Annotated in this window: 24 protein-coding genes and 1 other annotated feature; of the genes, 20 read left to right on the top strand and 4 right to left on the bottom strand. The window is 38.4% G+C overall.

Translation table 11 applies throughout. The features are described from left to right. Positions 1 to 22 precede the first annotated feature (22 nt). Positions 23 to 379 carry a helix-turn-helix domain-containing protein gene (locus EHW89_RS05115; RefSeq protein ID WP_126467065.1) on the bottom strand — a complete coding sequence of 119 codons (357 nt, stop codon included), beginning with the start codon at positions 377 to 379 and terminating at the stop codon, positions 23 to 25. A 277-nt stretch (positions 380 to 656) separates the two neighbouring features. Between EHW89_RS05115 and EHW89_RS05110 the strand changes: the two genes are divergently transcribed. Next, complete coding sequence (locus tag EHW89_RS05110; RefSeq protein ID WP_126467063.1) at positions 657 to 2279, top strand: malolactic enzyme; 1623 nt, start codon at positions 657 to 659, stop codon at positions 2277 to 2279. Positions 2280 to 2292: 13 nt separating this feature from the next. Next, complete coding sequence (locus tag EHW89_RS05105) at positions 2293 to 3237, top strand: AEC family transporter (RefSeq protein WP_049508453.1); 945 nt, start codon at positions 2293 to 2295, stop codon at positions 3235 to 3237. Positions 3238 to 3297: 60 nt separating this feature from the next. Here the strand turns inward: EHW89_RS05105 and EHW89_RS05100 are convergent, their stop codons facing one another. Then, the gene (locus EHW89_RS05100) at positions 3298 to 3990 is read right to left on the bottom strand and encodes a YoaK family protein (RefSeq protein ID WP_018543517.1); all 693 of its coding nucleotides are present in this window, start codon (positions 3988 to 3990) and stop codon (positions 3298 to 3300) included. Positions 3991 to 4336: 346 nt separating this feature from the next. Between EHW89_RS05100 and EHW89_RS05095 the strand changes: the two genes are divergently transcribed. The 17 genes from EHW89_RS05095 (at position 4337) to EHW89_RS05010 (ending at position 22325) form a co-directional block, all read left to right on the top strand. After that, positions 4337 to 5413, top strand: a complete 1077-nt coding sequence (locus EHW89_RS05095) for an aspartate-semialdehyde dehydrogenase (protein WP_126467061.1) — start codon at positions 4337 to 4339, stop codon at positions 5411 to 5413. 54 nt (positions 5414 to 5467) lie between these two features. Further along, positions 5468 to 6349: a 4-hydroxy-tetrahydrodipicolinate synthase gene (dapA, locus tag EHW89_RS05090; RefSeq protein ID WP_126467059.1), complete on the top strand. Its 882-nt coding sequence runs from the start codon at positions 5468 to 5470 to the stop codon at positions 6347 to 6349. 1075 nt (positions 6350 to 7424) lie between these two features. Next, entirely contained in the window at positions 7425 to 8351 is a 927-nt protein-coding gene (locus tag EHW89_RS05080; RefSeq protein WP_022526131.1) for a hypothetical protein, read from the top strand. 87 nt (positions 8352 to 8438) lie between these two features. Continuing rightward, positions 8439 to 9281: an AraC family transcriptional regulator gene (locus EHW89_RS05075; RefSeq protein ID WP_003029379.1), complete on the top strand. Its 843-nt coding sequence runs from the start codon at positions 8439 to 8441 to the stop codon at positions 9279 to 9281. A 155-nt stretch (positions 9282 to 9436) separates the two neighbouring features. Further along, positions 9437 to 9571: a sequence feature (ribosomal protein L10 leader region), on the top strand. Between the two features lie 38 nt (positions 9572 to 9609). Beyond that, a complete protein-coding gene (gene rplJ / locus EHW89_RS05070; protein ID WP_003024222.1) occupies positions 9610 to 10110 on the top strand; it encodes a 50S ribosomal protein L10 in 501 nt (166 codons plus the stop codon). 70 nt (positions 10111 to 10180) lie between these two features. Continuing rightward, on the top strand, positions 10181 to 10549 hold the full coding sequence (gene rplL / locus EHW89_RS05065) for a 50S ribosomal protein L7/L12 (protein WP_003024225.1): 369 nt from the start codon (positions 10181 to 10183) through the stop codon (positions 10547 to 10549). Positions 10550 to 10707: 158 nt separating this feature from the next. Continuing rightward, positions 10708 to 11673 (top strand): hypothetical protein, encoded by a 966-nt coding sequence (locus EHW89_RS05060; protein WP_226997557.1) that lies wholly within the window; start codon positions 10708 to 10710, stop codon positions 11671 to 11673. 27 nt (positions 11674 to 11700) lie between these two features. Next, entirely contained in the window at positions 11701 to 11916 is a 216-nt protein-coding gene (locus EHW89_RS05055) for a DUF5966 family protein (RefSeq protein WP_003024228.1), read from the top strand. A gap of 159 nt (positions 11917 to 12075) precedes the next feature. Next, positions 12076 to 13650 (top strand): ATP-binding cassette domain-containing protein, encoded by a 1575-nt coding sequence (locus EHW89_RS05050; RefSeq protein WP_126467056.1) that lies wholly within the window; start codon positions 12076 to 12078, stop codon positions 13648 to 13650. Positions 13651 to 13886: 236 nt separating this feature from the next. After that, positions 13887 to 14405, top strand: coding sequence for a ribosome maturation factor RimM (gene rimM, locus EHW89_RS05045; RefSeq protein ID WP_003024233.1), 519 nt, complete (start codon positions 13887 to 13889; stop codon positions 14403 to 14405). Further along, positions 14395 to 15120 (top strand): tRNA (guanosine(37)-N1)-methyltransferase TrmD, encoded by a 726-nt coding sequence (gene trmD, locus EHW89_RS05040; protein WP_037567355.1) that lies wholly within the window; start codon positions 14395 to 14397, stop codon positions 15118 to 15120. The genes rimM and trmD overlap by 11 nt, the downstream gene beginning before the upstream one ends. A gap of 143 nt (positions 15121 to 15263) precedes the next feature. Beyond that, the gene (locus EHW89_RS05035) at positions 15264 to 16187 is read left to right on the top strand and encodes a metal ABC transporter solute-binding protein, Zn/Mn family (protein ID WP_126467054.1); all 924 of its coding nucleotides are present in this window, start codon (positions 15264 to 15266) and stop codon (positions 16185 to 16187) included. Between the two features lie 8 nt (positions 16188 to 16195). Further along, positions 16196 to 18763 carry a pneumococcal-type histidine triad protein gene (locus EHW89_RS05030; RefSeq protein ID WP_126467052.1) on the top strand — a complete coding sequence of 856 codons (2568 nt, stop codon included), beginning with the start codon at positions 16196 to 16198 and terminating at the stop codon, positions 18761 to 18763. Between the two features lie 519 nt (positions 18764 to 19282). Next, positions 19283 to 19780 (top strand): GAF domain-containing protein, encoded by a 498-nt coding sequence (locus tag EHW89_RS05025; RefSeq protein WP_126467050.1) that lies wholly within the window; start codon positions 19283 to 19285, stop codon positions 19778 to 19780. Continuing rightward, complete coding sequence (gene dnaX / locus EHW89_RS05020; RefSeq protein WP_126467048.1) at positions 19780 to 21444, top strand: DNA polymerase III subunit gamma/tau; 1665 nt, start codon at positions 19780 to 19782, stop codon at positions 21442 to 21444. Before EHW89_RS05025 ends, dnaX begins: the two co-directional genes overlap by 1 nt. A 38-nt stretch (positions 21445 to 21482) precedes the next feature. Then, positions 21483 to 21677 carry a DUF3272 family protein gene (locus tag EHW89_RS05015; RefSeq protein WP_003024260.1) on the top strand — a complete coding sequence of 65 codons (195 nt, stop codon included), beginning with the start codon at positions 21483 to 21485 and terminating at the stop codon, positions 21675 to 21677. A gap of 231 nt (positions 21678 to 21908) precedes the next feature. Beyond that, the gene (locus tag EHW89_RS05010; protein ID WP_003036787.1) at positions 21909 to 22325 is read left to right on the top strand and encodes a YjdF family protein; all 417 of its coding nucleotides are present in this window, start codon (positions 21909 to 21911) and stop codon (positions 22323 to 22325) included. Between the two features lie 61 nt (positions 22326 to 22386). On the opposite strand, the gene birA is transcribed toward EHW89_RS05010, so the two are convergent. Further along, complete coding sequence (gene birA, locus EHW89_RS05005) at positions 22387 to 23322, bottom strand: bifunctional biotin--[acetyl-CoA-carboxylase] ligase/biotin operon repressor BirA (protein ID WP_126467046.1); 936 nt, start codon at positions 23320 to 23322, stop codon at positions 22387 to 22389. A 2-nt stretch (positions 23323 to 23324) separates the two neighbouring features. Next, on the bottom strand, positions 23325 to 24326 hold the full coding sequence (locus EHW89_RS05000) for a LacI family DNA-binding transcriptional regulator (RefSeq protein WP_126467044.1): 1002 nt from the start codon (positions 24324 to 24326) through the stop codon (positions 23325 to 23327). Between the two features lie 237 nt (positions 24327 to 24563). On the opposite strand from EHW89_RS05000, the gene EHW89_RS04995 reads away from it, so the two are divergent. Beyond that, positions 24564 to 25742 carry a galactokinase gene (locus EHW89_RS04995; RefSeq protein WP_126467042.1) on the top strand — a complete coding sequence of 393 codons (1179 nt, stop codon included), beginning with the start codon at positions 24564 to 24566 and terminating at the stop codon, positions 25740 to 25742. Positions 25743 to 25758: the final 16 nt, after the last annotated feature.

The raw sequence follows: 25758 nt of genomic DNA, 5'->3' as shown, positions 1-25758 counted from the left end.
TTAAAATGAAATACTGAAGCGACTACCGGTCAAGGTTATCAAGAATGTCTTCAAAAATGCCAACGAATACTTCTTGTTTTTCCTTTGGTAGTTGTTTTATTTTCATATTTAAGCGTTTAAGGGAGAAAGGATGGTTTGAATCTCTCTTTCCTTCCAAACTTCTAAAGTCAAAAAATTCTTCCGGTGTCATATCTAAAGCTAAGATGACTTTTTCCAGAGTTTGAATGCTGAGATTGCTGCTTAGGTTTTCTAGTTGATTGATATATTTCAAGCCTAAACCAGCTTTTTCAGATAATTCTTCTTGACTTAAATCCTTTGCTTTTCTATGAAAGCGGACCTTATTAGCAATAAAACGCTGTAAAAAAGTTGTTTTGTTCATATACCTATCATACAAGTTTCACATCATCTTTTTAACCTTATGTATAAAACTTTGTATGATTTATGGCACAATTTGTGCTATAATAAATATAAAAGGAGGCGAATTTTTTATAGTTGGCTATGTTGATTTTAAAAATCAATTGTCATTATAGTCATTTAGTTTATCTTTTATTACTGTGTTAACTCGCTTTGTCTAACTTCAGTTATGCCTGCAGCTCGTTGCCTTGTACTAAAAGCAAACTAAACGACTATATTCTTAAAATGCAAGGAGAAAGCTCATGAAAGCACATGACATTTTAAATAACCCTTTTTTGAATAAAGGAACGGCCTTTACAAATGAAGAACGTCAAGAATTGGGATTGGTAGGACTTTTGCCTCCGTATGTCCAAACTTTGGAAGAGCAGGCTGCTCAAACCTATCACCACTATCAGCAAAAGCCAAGCAACCTTGAAAAGCGTTTGTTTTTAATGGAAATTTTTAATACCAATCGGACTTTATTTTACTATCTGTTCAGCCAACATATTAAAGAGTTCAATCCTATCGTGTACGATCCGACAATTGCAGATACGATTGAAGGATACAGCGATCTTTTTGTAGACCCTCAATATGCTGGTTATCTTGATATTAACCACCCTGAAAATATTGAAGCAACTTTGAAAAATGCAGCAGGAGACCGTGAGATTCGCTTGATTGTGGTGACGGATGCAGAAGGAATCCTAGGAATTGGTGACTGGGGAACCAACGGAGTAGATATCTCAGTCGGCAAGCTTATGGTCTATACTGCAGCAGCAGGAATTGATCCAAAATCTGTTTTACCTCTGGTTATTGACGCAGGAACCAATCGCAAGGAATTATTAGACAATCCAAATTATCTTGGAAATCGGCATGAAAGAGTTCGCGGAGAGCGTTATTATGATTTTGTTGATCAATTTGTCCAAACAGCTGAACGTCTTTTCCCTAAGCTCTATCTGCACTGGGAAGATTTTGGCCGCTTAAATGCTGCAACGATTTTAAACGAATACAAGGATAGAATCCCAACATTTAATGATGATATTCAGGGAACAGGGATTGTGACCTTAGGCGGAATTTTTGCTTCACTTGACATCACCGGAGAAAAACTAACGGATCAAGTCTATCTCTGCTATGGCGGGGGCACAGCAGGTGCAGGAATTGCAGCACGTGTCTATAGAGAAATGGTTGTAGATGGTTTATCTGAAGAGGAAGCCTATAAACGCTTTTTCATGGTGGATAAGCAAGGTCTCCTCTTTGATGATATGGATGACTTAACTCCTGAGCAAAAACCGTTTGCGAAGAAGCGCTCTGATTACCCAAATGCAGATAAGCTGACTGATTTGCTTGAAGTTGTGAAAACCGTCAAACCGACGATTTTAGTTGGAACTTCTACACAGCCAAATACCTTCACAAAGGAAATCGTAGAAGCGATGTGTGAAAACACGGCCTGTCCGATTATTTTCCCACTTAGCAATCCTACAAAGCTAGCAGAAGCAACTGCGGAAGATTTGATTAAATGGTCAGACGGGAAAGCATTTGTCGCAACAGGAATCCCAGCAGATGATGTAGAGTATAAAGGTGTTACTTATCAAATCGGCCAAGCAAACAATGCCCTTATTTATCCTGGCTTGGGACTTGGGGTCATGGGAGCTGAGGCTAAACTATTGACAGATGAAATGATTGGCGCTGCGGCTCACTCCTTGAGCGGTATTGTGGACATTACCCAGCCCGGAGCTCCCGTTCTTCCACCTTTCAAATATGTGACAGAAGTGTCTATCAAGGTAGCAGAAGCTGTTGCTAAAAAAGCCCAAAAGCAAGGTCTTGCTCAAGCAGACGAAAAAGACATGGCTAAAGCAGTACGTGATTTGAAATGGTATCCAAAATACTAGATAGAAGGTTTTTATGAATATCTTTTTAACCTCTATTCAAAGTATCATCCCGATTATTGCAATCATTGTACTTGGCTATATCTTGCAAGTAAGGGGCTGGTTCGGAGAAGACTTCGGTCCCAATCTGTCCCGCCTCATCATGAATGTAGCGTTGCCGGTTTCAATCTTTGTCTCTGTCTTGAAGTACCTGACTTTGAGCAAGTTGATTTCATTATCAAGTTCTCTTGTCTGGGTTTTGGTAGCTTTTGTCATTGGATACATTTTTGCTTTTGTTGCCGTTAAGGTTTTTAAAGTGCGGCCAGGTCGTCGGGCAACCATGATTAATACCTTTGTCAATGCCAATACAATCTTTATAGGGCTTCCTTTGAATGTTGCTCTCTTTGGAGACGAGGCACTTCCATATTTCTTGGTTTACTATATTGCGAATACCATTTCGACATGGACAATCGGGGTCTATCTCATGACAACCGATAGCAAGTCTGGCGAGAAGAAAGCAGGAAAATTTGACTGGAAGAAACTCCTGCCTGCTCCTTTGATTGGTTTTCTCGTTGCCTTAGTCTTTCTTATTTTAGGTTGGGAGGTGCCTAGTTTTGCCAGCAGCACCCTTATCTATATCGGGAACTTAGTAACTCCTCTGTCTCTTATTTACATTGGTATCATTTTAGCTAAAGCAGGTTTGAGCACTATTCGGTTCGATAAGGACTCTGTTGTGACCTTGGTCGGTAAATTTATTTTAGCGCCATTAACAATGGTTGTTCTTTTGAATTTAGTAGCAAGCGGATTGCCTGCAATGGAATACAAAACCTTCGTCGTTCAATCTGCTGCACCAGCCCTTGCAGTTCTTCCAATCCTTGCAAGCCAAGGAGACGGCGATGTGGAATTTACCACAAATGTTGTGACACTAAGCACGGTCTTATTTGTAGTCGTTGTTCCAGTTGTTGTGACACTACTTGGATAAACTATTCTTAAAAATAATAGCAAAATGCCCTGATTGCTTCTGTCAGGGCGTTTATTGATGTTAGATATTTTTTTGCTCTAAGTGATGTATATGATTGTATCTAGTATAATGAATGATAATAATCGTCAAAATAGTAGTGACTGTCCAGATAGCATATTGATGAATGAAACGTGTGAGAAATCCGGTAAAAATAGCACCGCCGATGAAACTAGCGACAATCATAGAGTAATTAGCCGCTTGCCTTCTAATAATATGTCTGCGGTCTTTAAAACGAATATACTCATACCAAGCAGTGACCATTCTCCGATAGTTTCCTGAAGTCATCATAATCATGTAGGGATAAGACTCGATTTTTGAGCCTGTATAAGTTAGCATGACCATGCCTGTAGAGGTTGCAAGCAATATCACCCAGATAAAATAATGAGAATGAAAAAAAGGAAAGAGGAAAGTCGTGAGAGTCAATGGTAAGACTCCCCAAGTACGCCAATGTGAGCTTTGCGCCCGTTCCTTAAGTAGAATACCAAGGATAAAGCCACAGGTAAAGAAGACAAGCGAAAGGATACGGTAAGCGGTCTTTACGGTTGGTCCATCCCAATCGGCTACGATTAAAATAATATTCCCTGTCTGAGTGGCGATTAGTGTACTAAATTGTATATGCGAAAAAACGTCTAGGCAACCACCCACAGCTCCTAGCAAGATAGCCATTGTTCGTCTATCTTGAGGCATGGGGACAGGCTGTTTCGTAGTATCCATAACTTTATCCTCCTAAAGACTATTTTACTCTTTTAAGGCACCAATTTCAAATATGGATAAGCTAGAAAATCTCTCATAAAAAATAGTTTGACTTTTAGGATTCTCTATAGTAGAATGCTAGATATGCGATGAGTCGATAGGTGGCGCAAACCACATATTGAGCATGGGAGGTCATATACGCAGGAGCGGACCTTGATGAGTTGTGTGAACCTGCTCATCACACGTAAGTGCCCTCAATCCCTACTTTTTAGTGGGGATTTTTTTCTTATAAGTCTTTTCAATTCTTTAGAAAAGTAGTATAATACCAGCAATACACAAATTTTTTGAAAATTCAGAGAGGTATGTTATGGGATACACAGTTGCTGTGGTAGGTGCTACAGGTGCCGTTGGAGCTCAAATGATTAAAATGCTGGAAGAATCAACTCTTCCGATTGAGAAAGTACGCTACTTGGCTTCAGCTCGTTCAGCGGGGAAAGTTTTGAAATTTAAGGACCAAGACATCACAATTGAAGAAACAACGGAAACTGCCTTTGAAGGTGTAGATATCGCTCTCTTTTCAGCAGGTGGCTCAACATCTGCCAAATATGCACCTTATGCTGTAAAAGCAGGTGCAGTTGTAGTGGATAACACCTCTTATTTTCGACAAAATCCTGATGTTCCTTTGGTTGTACCAGAGGTCAATGCACATGCACTTGATGCTCATAACGGAATTATTGCCTGCCCAAACTGTTCAACTATCCAGATGATGGTGGCGCTGGAGCCTGTTCGTCAGAAATGGGGCTTAGAGCGCATCATCGTATCGACCTATCAGGCCGTGTCTGGAGCTGGTATGGGAGCTATTCTTGAAACTCAGCGTGAACTGCGTGGGGTCTTAAATGACGGTGTCAATCCGCGTGATGTTAAGGCTGAGATTTTGCCTTCCGGCGGTGACAAGAAACACTATCCGATTGCTTTTAATGCTCTTCCTCAAATTGATGTCTTTACGGACAATGACTACACCTACGAAGAGATGAAGATGACCAATGAAACCAAGAAGATCATGGAAGATGACACGATTGCGGTTTCTGCTACTTGTGTTCGTATCCCTGTTCTTTCAGCGCACTCAGAGTCTGTCTACATCGAGACAAAAGAAGTAGCGCCTATCGCAGAGGTCAAAGTAGCTATTGCCAATTTTCCTGGAGCAGTATTAGAGGATGATGTTGCTCATCAAATCTACCCTCAAGCTGTCAATGCTGTCGGCAAAAAAGAAACATTTGTTGGTCGTATCCGCAAAGATTTGGATGCTGAAAAAGGGATTCATATGTGGGTGGTTTCAGACAACCTGCTCAAAGGTGCGGCTTGGAATTCTGTTCAAATTGCTGAGACCTTGCATGAACGTGGCTTGGTGCATCCAACAGCAGAGGTCATTTTCGAATTGAAGTAAAATGTGAGATAATATTTGTATAGTTGTATTTTGCAAGCTAGGAGGACGAGATTTATGTCTATAGAAGATTTAAAAAAAGCAAGAATTATAACAGCACTTGTAACACCGTTTAAAGAGGACGGTAGCATTAACTTTGAAGCTCTTCCTAAGCTAATTGAACACCTTCTAGCGCATCATACAGAAGGACTGATTATCGCAGGAACGACAGGTGAAAGCCCAACTCTGACGCATGAAGAGGAGCTAGAATTATTTGCAGCGGTTCAAAAGATTGTAAAAGGGCGAGTTCCGTTGATAGCCGGAATTGGTACGAACGATACTCGAGATTCTGTTGAATTCGCGCGTGAAGTTGACAAATTTGGTGGTTTTGCTGCCGGACTTGCAGTGACACCTTATTACAACAAACCGACTCAAGAAGGTCTATATCAGCATTATAAAGCGATTGCGGAAGCTTCAAATCTGCCAGTCATCGTTTATAATGTTCCTAGCCGAACGGTTGCTGGTTTGACAGTAGAAACTTCCTTGCGCTTAGCACAATTGCCAAATATTATTGCAATCAAGGATTGTACAGGCATAGATGCTCTTACTCATTTGGTTGAAAACGCTCCACAGGACTTTCTAATTTATACTGGGGAAGACGGACAAGCTTTTCATGCAAAAGCAATCGGAGCACAGGGGGTTATATCTGTTGCGGCTCATACCAATGGAGATGACTTTTATAAAATGTTCGCAGCCTTAGACGAAGGTAAGTTGAAAAAAGCTGCTCAGATTCAACGTCAGCTGTTACCAAAAATAGAAGCTCTCTTTTCTGTGACAAGCCCAGCACCACTTAAAGCTGTGCTAAATTCTCAAGGGTTTGAAGTCGGACCACTCCGCCTCCCATTGGTTGCTTGTACAGAGCAAGAAAAAGCCGTTATTCTTTCATTTTTTGAAGATTGAAGGAAGCATTTTAGGTTTGTAAAATGTTGGGAACATTTACGATGAACTAGTGAATTTTTTATTACGTAGGACTTTAGCATTTAAATCTGCAAGAAGAAATGTTTGAAAAGACAAAACTAAGCTGAATGGAAAGACTGATATTACTAGATTGTCATATTTTCTGTTATGATAAGATAAGAGTGGGATATTTAGTATAATAGAAATGGATAAATTGAAAGTTGATGAGAAGTTGGAGCATATGAAGAAAAGAAAATTGAGAATCAGTTCCATTGAAATTATGGCGATTTTAGGATTATTAATTTGGCTACTCACAATATTTTTAAGAAAATATTATTCAATTAATTCAGTTGTTCCTATATTTTATGTCACACCCTAGTTTTGGAGGAGCATGGATTGGAACAGCTATGCTAAAACAACCTTTTAGTCCAACATTCAGTGTAAATAAAGTCTCAACTATTGAATTTTCTAAAAAGACACTTATGTATATATGTATACTGGTTGTACTGATGTCTTTTATTAATGAGTTATTACCATTGGGTAATACTAGTGTAGTATTTGACGTATACGATGCGCTTGCTACTGTACTAGCGGAAATCATAGCTTTTAACATACCTGTCATTCTAAAAGAAAAGACTTTAATAGATTACCGTTGATTTTGGGAAGATTAAAAAACCAGTGTCGAACTGAACAAGGAATAAAAACACATTAGACGGTAGAATGAAACATTCTATCGTCTTTTCGTATTAGTTCTTACCATTTTCTCTTTTTCCGACAATTTAATAAATCTACGAATCAAAAGGGATAGCTTTTCACTCCAATTATAAAAAATGATCAAAAAGTCTTGTAATTTTTTTCTTATGTTACGATTGTTAATAGTTAGAAAAAATTGTAAAATTAGTGCAGTAAAAGCTTAGCCTTTGATGTTTTTAGACAATAGTTTCATTTTTTAATAGCTTTTTGATTTACAATAAAACATGTGAAATTTCTTTCTTCTGCGCAAACCTATAAATTCCGTACAAATTTGATGGGGGATAAATTTTCCTATCGTTTATACTATAGGCAAGGAGGTAGGAAGATGAATTTATACTTTGGTGATATTCCGATTTGTTATTCTCATTCGACGGCTATGGCCTTACAGGCTGCGGGCTATGATTTTCGCTCGGACTACCTAGAAGCGATCATGGTCATGGGTAATGGAGCTACCCTTGTGAAAAAAGACGACAGACATCCTTTGGTTTTCTTTGATAATGGCATGCCAGATGAGTCCATTAGTCATTGTTTACAAATTCTTGGATTTGACTATGAGGAGTTTTTCTGTGATTCTTCAGAGCCAGTCAATGTGATAGAACTAAAAGAAAAACTCAAGACATATCTAGACCATGGATCTGTTATTGTAGGTCCTTTGGATATGGGATATCTGACTTATAATCTCAATCATAGCCATCTACGAGGTGTGGATCATTTTGTTTCAGTTTATGACATGGATGAGCATTGGATTTATTTCCATGATCCGGCAGGCTATCCTTGTGTGAAAATGGATTTTCGTGATTTTTGTAAAGCGTGGAAAGCAGAAGCGATTGACTATAAAAGAGGAGCTTATTCCATGTGGGGAAATTTGCAAAGAAATAAGCTTCCAACAAGTCAGGAGATTTATCACAGTGTCTCTATTATCATGAAACAACGATATGAAAATGGTGAGGTTGGTATAATTGAGGACTATGCTAAAACTATTCGAGCAAACGGCTTAAATGCGGAACAAAAACAACTCCATCAATTTTTTTCATTTCGTTTGGCAGCCGTTAGAAGTCTTTACTTGAGTCAATTTTTGAAAGATTATGATCCTGTAAAAGCAGACTTGAAGGAAAAAATTGCTATGCTTTTTAGCCAAGCCTATCTGGACAGCAGGCAGGAAGCCTATAATTCTTTAGCAGATACCCTGATGGAGATTGCCCAATTGGATGTACAGTTTAGGGATTTGTGCCTTCAATGTATCAAGGGATAAAACTCTGAAAGATTATTGTACTAAAGGTAAAGAAGTTAGAGATTTTGGTATCTTTACATAGGATAGAAAAATGAATAGAGGTAAAATATGCAGATAATTCAATTTTTTAATGAAACAATTAACTACATTGAAAGTGTGCTGGATAGCGAAATAGATGAAGATAAAATTACCCATTTATCCACTTATTCTTATCCTATGTTTAGCAGACTCTTTTCTATATTAACAGATACAACATTGTCAGAGTATATTAGAAGTCGAAGGTTGACAGAAGCGGCTGTTTTACTGAGAGATACCAATATTAAAGTTATTGATATAGCGATGAAGTATGGATATGAATCATCTGATTCATTTGGGACTGCATTCAAAAAATTTCATGGATTTACACCTTCAGAGGTAAGAAATGGAAAACCATTCAAAATAGTTTCACGAGTGCAGCTAGCACTAAGTGTAAGAGGAGGAAGAAGTATGAACATCACAATTCAAAAGAAAAATTCATTTACAGTTGCAGGTAGGAATGAACAAAATATCAATTCATCATTATGTCCGAGTGTTTGGAATAAACTATATGGAGAATATCGTCATGATGAATTAGCAAGATTGGGAGAAGGTCAAAGTGTCGGTGTTTGTTACAATGTAGAACAACCAAGTACTATTAATTACATAGCAGGGTATATCGTTACAGATGTAGATAAAGCAAAAAGTATGGGCTTAGATGTTTTGAAAGTTGAAGAAGCAGAATATGCCATTGTAGAGTTAACAGGAAGTGTTCCGGAATGTATTCATAATGGTTGGAAATATGCAATGGAAGTATTTTTTCCAGAACATGGTTATGTTCATTCAGGAAAACCTGACTTTGAATATTATTATGAAGGGGATATGGATAGCAAAGACTACAAAATGGAACTTTGGATTCCAATTGTAAAAGCATAATAAATATAAGATAGTTAGAGCAGATCTTTATGGTCTGCTTTTTTATCTTTCCAATAATTTAATAAATCTGCTAACTAAAAAGAATAGATTTTCGTTCTAATTATAAAAATTATTAAAAACTCTTGCAATCTTTTTTTTCTTATGTTACAATAATCATTGGTTTGAAAAAACTGCCTAAGACAGTAGGGGAGCTCGACTCATAAAGATCCTACCGAGGACAAAACGGATCATGTAAAAGAAACGTATTGTACTTTCGTGTCTAGGTTTGGGCGCGTTTTTCTTTTGGAAAAATTTCCCAAGCAAAATAATTACGGAGGTGAAACACTAAATGAGTGAAGCAAGTATTGCTAAAAAAGCGGAACTAGTTGATGTAGTTGCTGAAAAAATGAAAGCAGCTGCAAGTATCGTTGTTGTGGATGCTCGTGGTCTTACAGTTGAACAAGACACAGTTCTTCGTCGTAATCTTCGTGGAAGCGAAGTTGAGTATAAAGTTATTAAAAACTCAATTTTACGTCGTGCATCTGAAAAAGCTGGACTTGAAGGTCTTGCTGATGCATTTGTTGGACCATCTGCTGTTGCATTTTCAAATGAAGATGTTGTAGCACCAGCAAAAATCATCAATGATTTTACTAAAGAAGCTGATGCACTTGAAATTAAAGGTGGAGCTATTGAAGGTGCTGTTGCATCTAAAGAAGAAATCGTTGCTCTTGCAACTCTTCCAAATCGCGAAGGACTTCTATCTATGCTACTATCTGTGCTTCAAGCACCAGTTCGCAATGTTGCTCTTGCAGTCAAAGCGGTTGCAGACAACAAAGAAGAAGCAGCTTAATTTTAAGTTGCGCGTAGCCTATGCTACAAACTAATAATAAATAACGAAAACATATTTGGAGGAAATAACAATGGCATTGAACATTGAAAATATTATTGCTGAAATTAAAGAAGCTTCAATCCTTGAATTGAACGACCTTGTAAAAGCTATCGAAGAAGAATTTGGTGTAACTGCAGCTGCTCCTGTAGCTGTAGCTGCTGCTGGTGCTGGTGAAGCTGCCGCTGCAAAAGATTCATTTGACGTTGAATTGACTGCAGCAGGCGACAAGAAAGTCGGCGTTATCAAAGCTGTTCGTGAAATCACAGGTCTTGGTCTTAAAGAAGCTAAAGAACTTGTTGACGGAGCACCAACTGTTGTTAAAGAAGGTGTTGCAACTGCAGAAGCAGAAGAAATCAAAACTAAATTGGAAGAAGCTGGAGCTTCAGTTACTCTTAAATAATCGTTCATTGATTGTTTAAGGGGGAAAGCCGAGTTTAAAAGCCTTTAGTTAATAGTAAAGGCGATAGAATAGGAAATGTTTCTTTAGAAACTTCCCCACAAACACCCCCACAATTTTTTGTGGGGGTGTTTTCTAAATTTTATTAAGGATTTAAACTTATGATTGATGTATTATTTTATAATACTGTTAATAATTATATTGGTAAGAAAGTTAATATAAAAAAAACAATTCCTCTTTCAAAAAAGGATTTTATAAGATATCTTATAAATACTGGTGGTTTTAGGAATAAAGGTGTATCCTTTAGTGGACAAAGATTTTATTTTCATTTAGTTAATATGGCTTTAACAGAGAGTAATCAGAAGTTTTATATAACAGGTGATTATTCTAATTCGGAAACATCTATTAAATCAGCTATCTCCTATTTTATTGGCATACTATCAGCATATGCAATTGCAGAAAAAGAATATAAAATTCCTTATTTATATCATCTAAAGGATCCTGCTATCTCCAGGGTAGTAAACACCACTAAATATTTTCCTGATTTCTTTGGTTTAGGATATGGTAGTATAAATAATGCTTATTTAATTGAAGCTAAAGGTAGTGTGAAGAATAGTATAGATAAGCGTACTATTACCAAAGCAAAAAAACAGGTTAACTCAATTGGTCAATTGACATTTAAGGAGTCTTCCGGTAATTACCATTATATAACTCGCTTTGAGAGACATATAACAGGTTCATATTTCCAAGATGATGAATTAAAATTTTGTGATGTTGATCCTGAATATGATGGGGAATTAGAATACTCTTTAGACGCTAATGTTGCAATTTTACGCTATTATAAAAATATTATCGAATTATTGTCGTCTAATAATAAAAAAATAGAAATCAAAAATTTAAATGGAATAGAATATACTTTAGTAGAATTTGAAGGTTATCAGATTGGAATTAATAAAGAAATATTCTATCTGTTAGAAGAATACTCAAATTATAATTATGAATTACCAGATGATTGTGACCTTTATAATTCAATATCCAAAATTTCAATGAACAGTTATGAGGAAACTTTTTTACTAAATAAAGAAGATTCAATTTCCCTTGGAAGAGATGGTATAATTGTTATCTAGTTAGTATTTTAGAGTGGTAGGAGGGTTATGACAGATTTTCTGATTCTTCCTCTTATCCTCATGGTGGTGGGCATGATTGCCTTGATTCTCTGGAAGCTCTTAATCCTAGACAGTGGTGTGTTTTTTATAGGACTGGCTTGTGCTATTCTTTTTACAGAGGTTTATGGATTCTATCTTCTCTTTACAGAACCTGAACTTTATACAGCAGACCTGACACAAAATGGATTTCTGAGTTTTACTTGAATTATTATTTTAATAGATGTATAATGCATTTAAAGAAAAACAAAGAACTTCCTAAGAGATCGGAAACTATAACCAATCAATGCAATATTTGCAGTTAATAGATTAGAAATGATAATATGGAGAGGAGTGCTAGCCTCTCTATTTTTCCAGGAGGACATTATGAATAAAATTTTTCACTATCTGGATAAGAAAACGAAATTTTATACTGTCATCGGGGCACTGGCAAATGGAGGATTGGCTCTTGCTCAACCTTTAGTAGTATCTCGAGCTTTGTCCTTAAACCAAGGAGAACTAACCTATTTTAAGATAGTGCAATTTGCTCTTTTTGGTTTTACAGTCTACTTTGTCTTGTATAGCTTGATGCTCTTTTGCAATCACACGCATAACGTATTTCGACGTGAGATTCAGATGAATATGAGAGCAGATTTATTTGGTAAGTTAATGACAAATAAGGATTATAGTGAAGATGAAAAAATCACCATGCTCACACAGGATATGGAGTATTTGGGGGATAATTATTTAGAAAAGTACATTAACATAATTTGCTGGGGATTTGTTGCTTTACTAACAGCAATTTATATTATTACGCAAAATCTGTTACTGGGGAGTATTTTTGTCTTCTTTACTATCTTACGCCCTATTCCTCAATATTTAATGAACAAAAGGCTCAAACATACTGGTGACGATATGGCTCAAGGCAGAGTGGAGGTTCATAATCAGGTATCTGACAGCATCCGAGGGGCGCAGACTCTGCTCATGAATCAAGCGATTCTGGAAAATAGACAAAAATTATGGAATGTGAATTGGAAATATCAACGAGCCATCCAAAACTTTTGCTTCACCCATAATATCGTCTTCTTTTGTAATGGCTTTATGGTATTTCTGAGTCAGGTTTTACCGCTTGTGTTAGGTTTCTTCTTTGCCATGAATGGTCATAGGGTATCTGTCGCTAGTCTTGTCGCCATGTATATCGCAGCTGGTCAGTTGGTGAGTCCTATCCAGACAATCATGTATGATACAGTAGATATCCAAGGGGCAAAAACGACTGCGGACAAGATTTATGGAGTATTAGACAGTAAAGATGATAAACAACTGGCGAAAGATGATATGCAAGAACTTCGTGCCCTGCACATCCAAAATTTAAGTAAATCTTATGGTAGCAGACAGCTTTTTACCCATCTGAATTTGGACATCCAAACTGGTCAGAAAGTTTTAATCAAGGGACCGAGTGGCTGTGGGAAATCGACCTTGTTTCGGATAACTATTGGTGAGGAGCAGGCTGATGAAGGTCAGATTACTGGTGTGACAACAACTAATAACTATACATCTCATTTTGTATCTAGTGTTGGTATTATTAGCCAGCATCCATTCCTTTTTAATGACACAGTTCGATATAATTTGACTTTGGGACAAGTCTTTTCTGATGAAGATTTGTGGTTTGTTTTAAAACAAGTCAAGCTCGACAATGAATTAACAGAAGGGTTGGACTTTATTGTCAGTAACAATGGTGACAATATTTCGGGTGGTCAGAGGGTTCGGATAGAACTGGCAAGATTTCTTCTGCGTAAAAAGGATGTTTTAATAGTAGATGAGGTAACTGCTGCCTTGGACGAGGAAAACAGCCAGATGGTGCGTGAGCTACTGTTTTCTCTACCTGTTATGATGCTAGAAATTGCTCACCATATTGAGGATGAAAGTAGATATAATCAAATTTTAGACTTAGGAAAATATTGAGCTATTTTTGATAGCTCTTTTTTGTGATAGAAGCTCCAAGCTATATATAATACGCTTGAGCTAATTTATAGAAAGTATAGAAAAACTCCCCTTATAGTTTTAGTGAATTTTTGTTTTTTCATTGTCCACTATAAGGGGAGTATATCACATCATGGCGTGGGTGGGTCTTTGTTTTCTTGAGAATTCCCTTTATTCATGATAAAATAAATAGGATAATGCTAGTATTTGGAGAGAAAATGAACTATTATAATGTTGGAAAAATTGTGAATACGCAAGGTTTGCAGGGTGAAATGCGTGTTATGTCTGTGACGGATTTTGCAGAGGAGCGTTTCAAAAAAGGAAGTGTTTTAGCTCTTTTTGACAAGAAGGATAATTTTGTCATGAATGTGGAAATTGCCAGTCATCGCAAGATGAAAAATTTTGATATTGTCAAATTCAAAGGAATGTATCATATCAATGACATTGAAAAATATCGTGATTTTACCTTGAAAGTGGCTGAGGAAGACTTATCGGATTTAGATGAGGGCGAATTTTACTATCATGAAATCATCGGCATGAATGTTTATGAACAGGATGTTTTGATTGGAGCTATTAAAGAAATTTTGCAACCGGGTGCCAACGATGTTTGGGTGGTAAAGCGTAAAGGCAAGCGTGATTTACTGTTACCTTATATTCCGCCTGTTGTGTTGAATATTGATCTTGAAAATAGTCGAGTAGATGTGGAAATTCCGGAAGGACTGGATGATGAAGATTGATATTTTAACATTATTTCCGGAGATGTTTGCCCCGCTGGAGCATTCAATAGTTGGCAAGGCGCGTGAAAAAGGATTGTTAGAGATTCACTATCATAACTTTCGGGAAAATGCAGAGAAATCACGACATGTTGATGATGAGCCTTATGGAGGCGGTCAAGGAATGTTGCTCAGAGCGCAACCAATTTTTGATGCTTATGATGCGATTGAGAAAAAACAGCCACGGGTTATTTTGTTAGATCCCGCTGGTCGAACGTTTGATCAAGCCTATGCGGAAGAGCTTTCCCAAGAAGAAGAATTGATTTTTATTTGTGGACATTATGAAGGTTATGATGAGCGGATTAAAAGTTTGGTGACAGACGAAATCTCGCTTGGAGACTATGTTTTGACCGGTGGAGAATTGGCTGCCATGACGATGATCGATGCGACGGTACGGCTGATTCCTGAAGTTCTTGGTAAGGAAGCCAGTCATACTGATGATAGTTTTTCATCAGGGCTTTTAGAATATCCTCAATATACTCGCCCGTATGATTTTCGTGGAATGGTTGTGCCAGATATTTTGATGAGTGGTCATCATGAAAATATCCGAAAATGGCGTCTGTATGAGAGTTTGAAAAAGACTTACGAGCGTCGTCCAGATTTGCTAGAAAAATATGAGTTCACAGCAGAAGAAGCTGAAATGCTGGAAGAGATTCGTAAAGAAAAAAGCGATTGGTAAGAGTAAAAGTTTTCTAATGCTATTTAGAAAGCTTTTTTATTATTGTTAAAAAAACAGATAAAAAATTCTTGACAGCTAATTTCTATCATGGTATCATATTAACCAGTTAATAAACTGGTTAAACACTAGTTAAGGAGTGATATATGAAATTAAGGAAATATTTATTTTCTATTTTTGTGGCAGGACTGGTTTTGATTTTGACGGCGTGCGGTGCAGGTAGCAAAAAGCAGAGCAAGGGAATGAAAATTGTAACAAGTTTTTATCCGATTTATGCTATGGTCAAAGAAGTATCAGGCGATTTAAATGATGTTCGGATGATTCAATCAAGTAGCGGTATTCATTCCTTTGAACCATCAGCCAACGATGTAGCAGCTATCTATGATGCAGATGTCTTTGTTTATCATTCTCATACGTTAGAATCTTGGGCTGGAAGTTTAGATCCGAGTTTGAAAAAATCTAAAGTGAAGGTGCTTGAAGCTTCAGAAGGGATGAAGCTGGAGCGTGTGCCGGGATTAGAAGATGTAGCTGCTGGTGAGGGAGTGGATGAAAAGACTCTTTACGATCCACATACGTGGTTAGACCCAGAAAAAGTGGCAGAAGAAGCGCAAATCATCGCTGATAAACTTTCGAAGATTGATAGTAAAAATAAAGAAACCTATCAAAAAAACGCGAAAGAGCTGGCAGGTAAGGCAAAAGAATTGACTAAAAAATATCAACCGATTTTCAAAGCTGCAAGGCAAAAAACATTTGTGACGCAGCATACTGCCTTTTCTTATTTGGCGAAGCGATTTGGATTGAAGCAGTTGGGGATTGCCGGGATTTCTCCAGAGCAGGAACCAAGTCCGCGCCAATTGACAGAAATTGAAGAATTTGTCAAAACTTATAAAGTTAAAACCATTTTTGTGGAAAGTAATGCTTCATCAAAAGTTGCGAAAACTTTGGTCAAGTCTACAGGCGTTAAACTAAAACAATTAAACCCTTTGGAAGCTGATCCGCAAAATAATCATACTTATCTTGAAAATCTAGAAGCCAATCTAGCGACATTGGCAAAAGAATTGAAAAAATGAGGAGAAAAATGAAGAAAAAATATATTGTTGGATCTATTGCAGTTCTTGCATTGAGCATTTGTGCGTATGAGCTAGGACGTTATCAAAGTGTTTCTAGCAAAGCAGACAATCGTGTAGCTTATGTTGATAGCAAGTCGAAAGCGAAAGCCAAAAAGGCTGAGAATTTGACTCCTGATGAAGTGAGTGCGAAAGAAGGAATCAACGCAGAACAAATTGTTGTGAAGATTACGGATCAAGGTTATGTGACTTCCCATGGAGATCATTATCATTATTACAATGGGAAAGTTCCTTACGATGCGATTATCAGTGAAGAACTGATCATGCGCGATCCAAACTACACTTTGCAGCAGTCTGATATTGTCAACGAAGTAAAAGACGGCTACATTATCAAGGTGAATGGCAAGTATTATCTTTATCTGAAAGATCCGAATCATACAAGCAATGTTCGGACAAAAGAAGAAATCGCTCGTCAAAGGGCAGAATATAGCGGCAAAGGGCATAAAGGATCGAAAAGTAGTACTGTAACAACAGCTGTCAAAGAGGCTCGTGCGCAAGGTCGTTATACGACAGACGATGGCTATGTCTTCAATCCAACTGATGTCATTGAGGATACAGGTGATGCTTTTATCGTTCCGCATGGCAATCATTTCCACTACATTCCAAAGAGCGATTTGTCTCCTAGCGAGTTAGCAGCTGCTCAAAACTATTGGGACAATAAAACAGGCAAAAGTCGTCCACAATATCCGTCCAATTCAGGTCAAATTCCTCAGTCAAACGGAGGAATGAATCATCCATCGTTGGACTATCGCCCTGCTAATCCGGGAACGTCTAATCATACAGGAAATCAGCAAACTCAGCCTTCTCAACCAGCTCCAAAACAAACTGAACCGAATCGCGGAAATAAAGCTGAAATCATTAAATTGCTGCGGCAATTGTATGCGACTTCTTTGAGTCAACGGCATGTAGAATCAGACGGTCTGGTATTTGACCCAGCACAGATTACAAAGCGGACTTCTAATGGAGTGGCTGTTCCGCACGGCAATCATTATCATTTTATTTATTACAATGAAATGTCTAATCTGGAACGAAAGATTGCGCAGATGATTACACCGGGTGAGGATTATTCTGAAGCTAAGCAGTCGGATCAAGCGCAACAAGATTATCAAGCAACACCAGATAAAAATCAGCAAGATACTGGCAAAACTTCTGATAAAAACGAGAAGAAAGAAGAACCTGCTGAAACAGAAGTTAGTGATGAGCAAATCAAAACTTTCCTTGCTAAAGCAGAAGCTTTGTTAGAGAAGGTTTCAGATGCACATCAAAAAGCAAACTTTGAAGAACAAATAAATGGTCTCAACTCAAATCTGTTATTAGGTATAGAGGAGAAAGAGAGCCTGCTTGCGAAAGCAAAAGCCTTGTTAGCCGAAATGGTGAAGGCAACTGGTTCAGATAATGATTCTGCTAGTCAAAACACAGAATTTGCAAAGAAAGCGAAAGTTGTGTTGATGTCTATCCGAAAAGCATTGGAAACAAAAGGAAATGCAAGCGATAAACTGGCTCAAGTGAATGATTTGCTCCAAAAAGTGGCAGACAAGAATGCGGATAAATTGGCTTTGCTAGACCAAGTCTTGAAACTCTCCGCCGAAGTGCACCATGATCGTGCAGGCAAAGCAAATTCGCAAATTGCTTATACGGCTGATGAAGTAGCATTAGCTAAAGCTGCAGGTCGTTATGCAACATCGGACGGTTATATCTTTGATCCACATGATGTGATTAAAGATGAAGGAGATGGCTATACTGCTCCACACATGACACACAGCCATTATATTCCTAAGAAAGATTTGTCAGAATCTGAGCGTAAGGCGACAGAAGAATATCTGAAAACCAAAGCGCCGAATGAAAAGAAAGAAGACAAGCCTAAAACTGATCCAAAGCAACCTCAAAAAGAAAGTGCGCAATCAATCTATGAACGCGTGACACCAGCTAAAAAAGTGCCGGTTGAGGCAATGCCATATCATACAGCTTATGTTGTGGATTACAAGAATGGGCAATTGATTATTCCGCACCATGATCACTATCACAATATTTCTCTCTCTTGGTTTGACGAAGGTCTTTACAACGCGCCAGAGGGTTATAGCATGGAAGATTTCCTTGCTACGGTGAAATATTATGTGCAAAATCCAAACGATCGTCCTCACTCTGATGATGGTTTTGGTAATGACAGCGACCATGGCAAGCAAAACCAATTAGATGATGGCAAGAATTATGCACCAAATGAAGAGCCAGAGGATAAGAAAGACGACTCTGCAAGTAAAGAGGTAGATGATGAAAAGGAAAATTCAGAAGGGACTGAAAAACCAACAGTTAATGCTGAAGAAGAAGCTGAAAAGGCACGCGCAGCAAGCTATGGATTGTCTCTGCAAGATTTCCGAGCAAAAATGATTAAAATTGCTTTTAAATATGGTTTGAGCTTAGAAAAGTTTACCTATCATCCTGCAAACAAGACGGTCAGCTATACTGATTCGATAGGAACTGTCAAGTCTATCAATGTACTCACAGGAGAATTGGTTTCTTAACAACGCACCCCTCAAGAGTTGGAAATTTATTTTCCAGCTCTTTTGTTATTCTATGTTTATAGAGGGAGATTTTATCTTGTCCGCCTGACGGACAAGATAAATTAAAAGAGATTCACACCGTCCGCCGGGCGGATAAAACAAACCAAAATGATTTCACTTCGTCCGCCGGGCGGATAAGATAAACTAAAAGAGATTCACACCGTCCGCCGAGCGGACAAGACAAACCAAAAGGAATTCATTCTGTCCGTCGAGCGGATAGAACAAACCAAAACTAATTTATCCTGTCCGAGGGTCGGATTACTTCAACAAAAAGAGATTTGCTCCGTCTGAGGGTCAGATTACTTCAACCAAAAGAGATTCACTCCATCCGAGGGTCGGATTGTCTCAATTAAAACTAATTCACTTCGCCCGACCCTCGGACGCCCCTTTATAAACTGACAAATCTACCATTTTTGAGGAATGACTTGCCCACTTGCGAAAAAACAGTCACGAGGCTGTTTTTTTGATATAATAGAAAGTATGAATCAATCAGAAAAAATTTCAAATTATCAATTACTTTTAGCGCAGCTTGAAGCATTACTTGAGGGCGAAAGCAATGCGTTGGCGAATCTCTCTAACAGCTCTGCTCTGCTAAACCAAGCCTTGCCTCATTCTGTCTTTACTGGCTTTTATCTTTATGACGGAAACGAGTTGGTGTTAGGTCCTTTTCAAGGGGGCGTTTCCTGCGTGCACATTGCTTTAGGAAAAGGGGTCTGCGGTGAAGCAGCAGCCAAACGGCAGACGATGATTGTAGAAGATGTGACCCAACATGGCAATTACATTTCCTGTGATAGCAGAGCTCGCAGCGAGATTGTAGTACCAATGGTCAAAAACGACCGCTTAGTAGGAGTGCTGGATTTGGATTCTCATCTGGTAGCAGATTATGATGAGATTGACCGAGAATATCTGGAAAATTTTGTGGCTCTCTTGCTAGAGAAAACAAGTTGGAATTTTGAAATGTTTGGAGACAGAGCCTAATGTATCAAGCTTTATATCGAAAATATAGAAGCCAAACCTTTGGTCAGCTAGTCGGGCAGGAGGTTGTGGCGACAACCTTGCGGCAGGCAGTTGAACAAGATAAGATCAGTCATGCCTATCTCTTTTCAGGTCCCAGAGGGACAGGAAAGACCAGCGTAGCCAAGATTTTTGCTAAGGCAATGAATTGCCCCAACCAAAAGGATGGAGAGCCTTGCAATGACTGTTATATTTGCCAAGCCATTACCGAAGGAAGCCTAGAAGATGTCATTGAGATTGACGCGGCTTCTAATAATGGTGTGGATGAAATCCGAGATATTCGTGACAAATCTACTTATGCTCCCAGTCTAGCGAAGCACAAGGTTTATATTATTGATGAGGTTCACATGCTCTCAACAGGCGCTTTTAATGCGCTTCTTAAGACTTTGGAAGAGCCGACAGAGAATGTTGTCTTTATTTTAGCAACGACAGAGCTGCATAAAATACCAGCAACCATTCTCTCGCGCGTTCAACGCTTTGAGTTCAAGTCGATTAAAACCAAAGATATTGTAGAGCACATTGAGTGGATTTTGCAGCAAGAAGATATTGACTTTGAAAATGAAGCGGTGCAGATTATCGCAAGACGAGCAGAAGGCGGTATGCGAGACGCTCTATCTATCTTAGATCAAGCTCTCAGCCTAACCCAAGACAATCAGCTGACAACGGCTATTTCTGAAGAAATCACGGGTTCTATCAGTCTAGGGGCGCTAGACGCTTATGTAGCAGCTGTATTAGCACATGATACGTCAGTGGCATTAAGAAATCTTGATGTCATATTCGACAGCGGCAAAAATATGGCTCGCTTTGTCACAGACCTGCTGCAATATTTCAGAGATTTGCTCATCGTTAAAATGGGTGGAGAAAATACGCATACGAGCGAAATCTTTTTGGAGAATCTTAATACACCACAAGAAAAGTTGTTTGAGTTGATTGAGATTGCAACGAAGAGCCTTGCGGAAATCAAGAACAGCTTGCAACCCAAGATTTATACAGAAATGATGACCATTCGACTGGCAGAAGGGCAAGATAAAGCAGAATTACCCTCCAATATAGCAGGCGAGATAGAAACGCTCAAAGAAGAAATCAACCAGCTTAAGAATCAATTGGCAAGTTTGCAGTCAAGTTCTGCACCTAGTAAGCCAGTACAGACAACACACCCAGCCAAAACAAGCAAGGGGTATCGAGTAGACCGCCATAAAGTGAATGCCATTCTGCAAGAAGCAGTTGAAAATCCTAGTCTAGCTCGCAGTAATTTAACCAAGTTGCAGAATGCTTGGGGAGAAATTATTGAAAGCTTAGCCGGCGCAGACAAGGCACTTTTAGTCGGCTCACAACCCGTCGCGGCTAACGAAAACCACGCTATTCTTGCATTTGAGTCAAGCTTTAATGCAGAACAGACCATGAAACGGGAAAATCTCAACACCATGTTTGGGAATTTATTAAGCAATGCTGCTGGATTTTCACCAGACATCTTGGCGGTTTCTATGACAGATTGGACAGAGATTCGGGCTGAATTTTCGGCTAAAGCGCGTGGAGAAAATGCACCACAAGCTGAAGAAAAAGAGAATACGGTCATTCCAGAAGGATTTGATTTCTTAGCGGAAAAAATTACCGTTCAAGAGGACTGAATTTAGATTTTTCTGCTGTTTCGTGCTATAATAGAATCATGACAAGACAACAATTTCTTACAACAGCTTTTTTCACAGCAATTGAAACGTATTTTTTTAACGAAGCAATGATGTCAGGACACTATTTATTTGCCGTTTTCTGGGCGCTTCTAGTGATTCGCAATTTACAGGTGAGCTATGTCATGGGTAAAATAGTGGACGAAATTGACAAACATATCAAACGTAAAAAATAACAAGAAAGGTTGGGGCGAAAATCCTCAACCTTTTCTTTTCAATTTGAAAAAATATTCTGCTTGCTGTAAAATAAAAGTGCAAAGATAAAAACACAGTTTCGGTTGGTAGTCCGAACATATTCGTGACAGGCTAGATTTGTTTTTCTAATGACAATTGAAGTAGGTCACGACTATCAGTAACCCTCCTCCTTGGTTGTCCCTTCTTTGTAATGTATTTAAGGAGGATGCTGTATGGAACATGTTTCATTAGAATTGACCATATACTTTGAAAATGGCTTTTATTATGGCCTATTTGAGCAAGAAAATGCTCAAGGTTTGTCCGTTTGTCGGGTGACATTTGGAGTTGAGCCCCAAATGAACGAGGTTTTGGAATTTGTTAATCAGAAGTTTTCACAACTACAATTTAGCCCGGCTGTTGCACTAAAGAAAAAAAGACATTGTGCAAATCCCAAACGCTTGCAGCGATTAGCAAAAAAAGAAATGAAGCGTGAAAAACGCTCAACGAAATCACAAGATGCACTAAAACTGCAACAAGAGTTAGATAAACAAGCTAAACGTTCCAGATTGAAAGCTCAAAAAGAATATATGCAAAATAGAAAATTCCAATTAAAACAGCAAAAACGCAAAGAAAAGCACAAAGGTCATTGATTTTGTGCCGAAAAAAGAAGGAGACAAGTTGATGTTTATTCAATTTATCTCCTTCTTTTATTTACCAACTTGTTAAAGAAACTTCACCGCTATTTAGCCACATTTCTTGTCCAGTATCTAATTGAACCAATAGCTGACCGCTATCTGATATTTCCTTGGCAATTCCTTTGTAGTCTTTGTCATTTTGGCAAAAAGTGACCGTCCGACCTAAGACAAGGGAGTGTTGTTTGTAAAGATAGATCAGCTCGTCCGGATCACATTCATAAAAATCTTTCCAAATTTCAGCAATGAGTTCATTGCGTGTGATAGGTTGCTTTTCGTGGAAGAGAGAGGCAGCTTTATTTTTTAACTCTTTCGGAAAATTAGAGATTGCGAAATTGATACCCACTCCAATAATCACATCAGTGACTAAGCCGGTTTCGACAGAAGTAATAGCTTCGGTTAAAATGCCGGCTATTTTCTTGCCCTTGTAGTAAATGTCATTGACCCATTTAATGTCCATTTCCATTAAAGTGAGGTCTTTAATAGCCTTATAAATGGCTCCAGCAGTCAGGATAGTATAGGCGGGAATTTGTTGAAAAGGGAGATTGGGTTTCAGATGAAGGGACATATAAATCCCGCCTTGATCTGGAGCAAAATAATTTCTGCCAAAGCGTCCACGACCAGCTGATTGATAGGAAGCAAGATAGAGCGTATTGGCAGGCTTACCAGCTTCAATACCAGCTTTGGCATCTAACTGAGTGGATTGGCAGTTTGGATTGAAGGAAACGTGGATGGGAGCAGCTTCTTCTATTTTCTCAGCAATCAATAAATCACCTGAAAGGAGCTTATAGCCTTTATTTTTAACGGATTCAATGTGAACGCCTTCTTTTTCCAAATGTTGAATAGCTTTCCAGATAGAAGTGCGTGAAATTCCTAACTCCTGTGCTAATTTTTCACCGCTGATATAGTCAGATTCTCGACTTAAAATGTCGAATAAAATTTCGTATGTTTTCATTTCTATAAGCTGCTCTTTCTAAGGGTCAGTTTGGTGGCAAGTGTTACCATACGTGGAATGGTCGAGCCAGGATGTTGAAATTCCTCGTGCAGCAGTTGCAAGCCTTGTCGCCCCATTTCTTCTGTAAAGACAGTAACCGTGCTGAGTGGTGGATAGACGTACTTGGCGATAGATGTATCATTAAAAGCAATCAAACTAACACGAACTGGTACAGAGATGTCCGCTTCTTGAAGCGCTCGAAGGGCGCCAACAGCTAAGGCATCACTTGCCATGAAAAATGCAGTTGGAAGTTGTTCACCTAAATTTTCAATCAATTCTTTCATCATGGAATAACCTGATTCAGATGAAAAGTTTCCTATTTTGACGTATTTTTCCTGATAAAGTTGTTTTTCAGTTAGAAAATTTTTAAAGGTTACCAAGCGTGGATCAGATAGGATAGTGGTTTTGTCAGAAGTCTGTTCTTGCCCCACTAGCAGTCCAATTTGTCGGTGTCCATTTTCTAAAAAGTGGCTCAGAACAGCTGTAACAGAATTTTCAAAGTCTGTCGTGACGCAGCTATGACCATAGGAAAGCGTATTGCTATCAATAAAAACAAGCTGCTCTGTGTGGAGTTCCAGCTCCCTTATCTTTTGAGGGCTGAATTTTCCAATCGCAACGATACCGTCAACTTGAACGAGCTGTTCTAATTCTTCATTATTGAAAAAACGCATAATATCATAGCCCAATTCTTGGGCCTTTTTCTCTACCCCAAGACGAATGGCATAGTAGTAGAGGTCGTCTAGTTCCTCCTCTTCTGTGTACCATTCTACAATCGCAATTCTGCGGTTTTGGGAATTTCGCTTGCTTCCTCTTTTTGTTTTTTTATATTCTAATTTCTCTGCAATATCAAATATCTTTTGGCGTGTCTCATCACTCACAGACATGGATTGGTCATGATTTAAAACGCGTGATACAGTTGCCGGAGAGACACCAGCACTTTTTGCAATATCTTTAATCGTTGCCATGATTGTTTCCTAATTTCTTTAAAGAATATGTCTATTATATCTTAAAAATTAGTAAAATACAAAAATATTTAGTAAATTTTCTAAAGTTTAGTATGAAAGATTGACGAGTATTATTTTTTACAACTTGATTGATAAAATTTTGGTAAAATTTTACTAAAATACTTGAAGTTTTACTAATGATGTTTTATAATAAAGATAATAAAACGGTTACAATACCAAATAAAAAGGAGACTTTTTATGTCAACGACTCTTTCTATTCAACAATTACGTTCAGATTTTGCAACAGTTTTTGGAACAGAAGCAGATCATACATTCTTTTCACCGGGACGCATTAACCTGATTGGTGAGCATACAGACTACAATGGTGGTCACGTTTTTCCTGCGGCTATTTCGCTCGGAACTTACGGAGCGGCGCGCAAGCGTGACGATAATTTACTTCGTTTTTACTCAGCAAATTTTGAAGACAAAGGGATTATTGAGGTGCCGCTAGAAGATCTTCGTTTTGAAAAAGAGCATAATTGGACGAATTATCCAAAAGGGGTGCTTCATTTCTTGCAAAAAGCAGGACATGTCATTGATAAAGGGATGGATGTCTATGTTTTTGGAAATATCCCAAATGGTTCAGGTCTCTCTTCATCGGCTTCTTTAGAGCTACTAACAGGAATAATTGCAGAGAGACTATTTGATTTAAAATTAGAGCGTTTAGATTTAGTAAAAATTGGTAAACAAACAGAGAATGAATTTATCGGTGTTAATTCTGGTATCATGGATCAGTTTGCCATTGGTATGGGAGCGGATCAACGGGCAATTTACTTAGACACGAACACGCTCGAATACGACTTGGTACCGCTTGATCTCAAAGACAATGTGGTTGTCATCATGAATACAAACAAGCGTCGTGAACTAGCAGACTCCAAATACAATGAACGCCGTGCAGAGTGTGAAAAGGCAGTAGAGGAATTAAAGCAAAAACTCTCTATTGCAACCTTGGGTGAATTAAATGAGTGGGATTTTGATGAATACAGCTACTTAATTCAAGATGAAAATCGACTCAAACGTGCTCGTCACGCTGTATTGGAAAATCAACGGACACTTCAAGCTCAAGCTGCTTTGCAAGCTGGCAATCTGGAAAAATTCGGTCGCTTAATGAATGCATCTCATGTCTCACTTGAACATGATTATGAAGTCACAGGATTAGAATTGGATACATTGGTTCATAGTGCATGGGAACAAGAAGGAGTGCTGGGTGCTCGTATGACAGGAGCAGGATTTGGCGGTTGTGCCATTGCTTTGGTTCGCAAAGACGCGGTGGAAGCTTTTCAAAAAAATGTTGGTCAAAAATATGAAGAAGTCGTAGGTTATGCACCGAGCTTCTATATTGCTGAAATCGCTGGTGGCAGCCGTGTGTTGGATTAAGCGAGCGTTTTACATA

It is taken from the genome of Streptococcus periodonticum, from assembly GCF_003963555.1.
Taxonomy (GTDB): Bacteria; Bacillota; Bacilli; order Lactobacillales; family Streptococcaceae; genus Streptococcus; species Streptococcus anginosus.
This window is presented reverse-complemented; position numbering and strand designations above follow the sequence as displayed.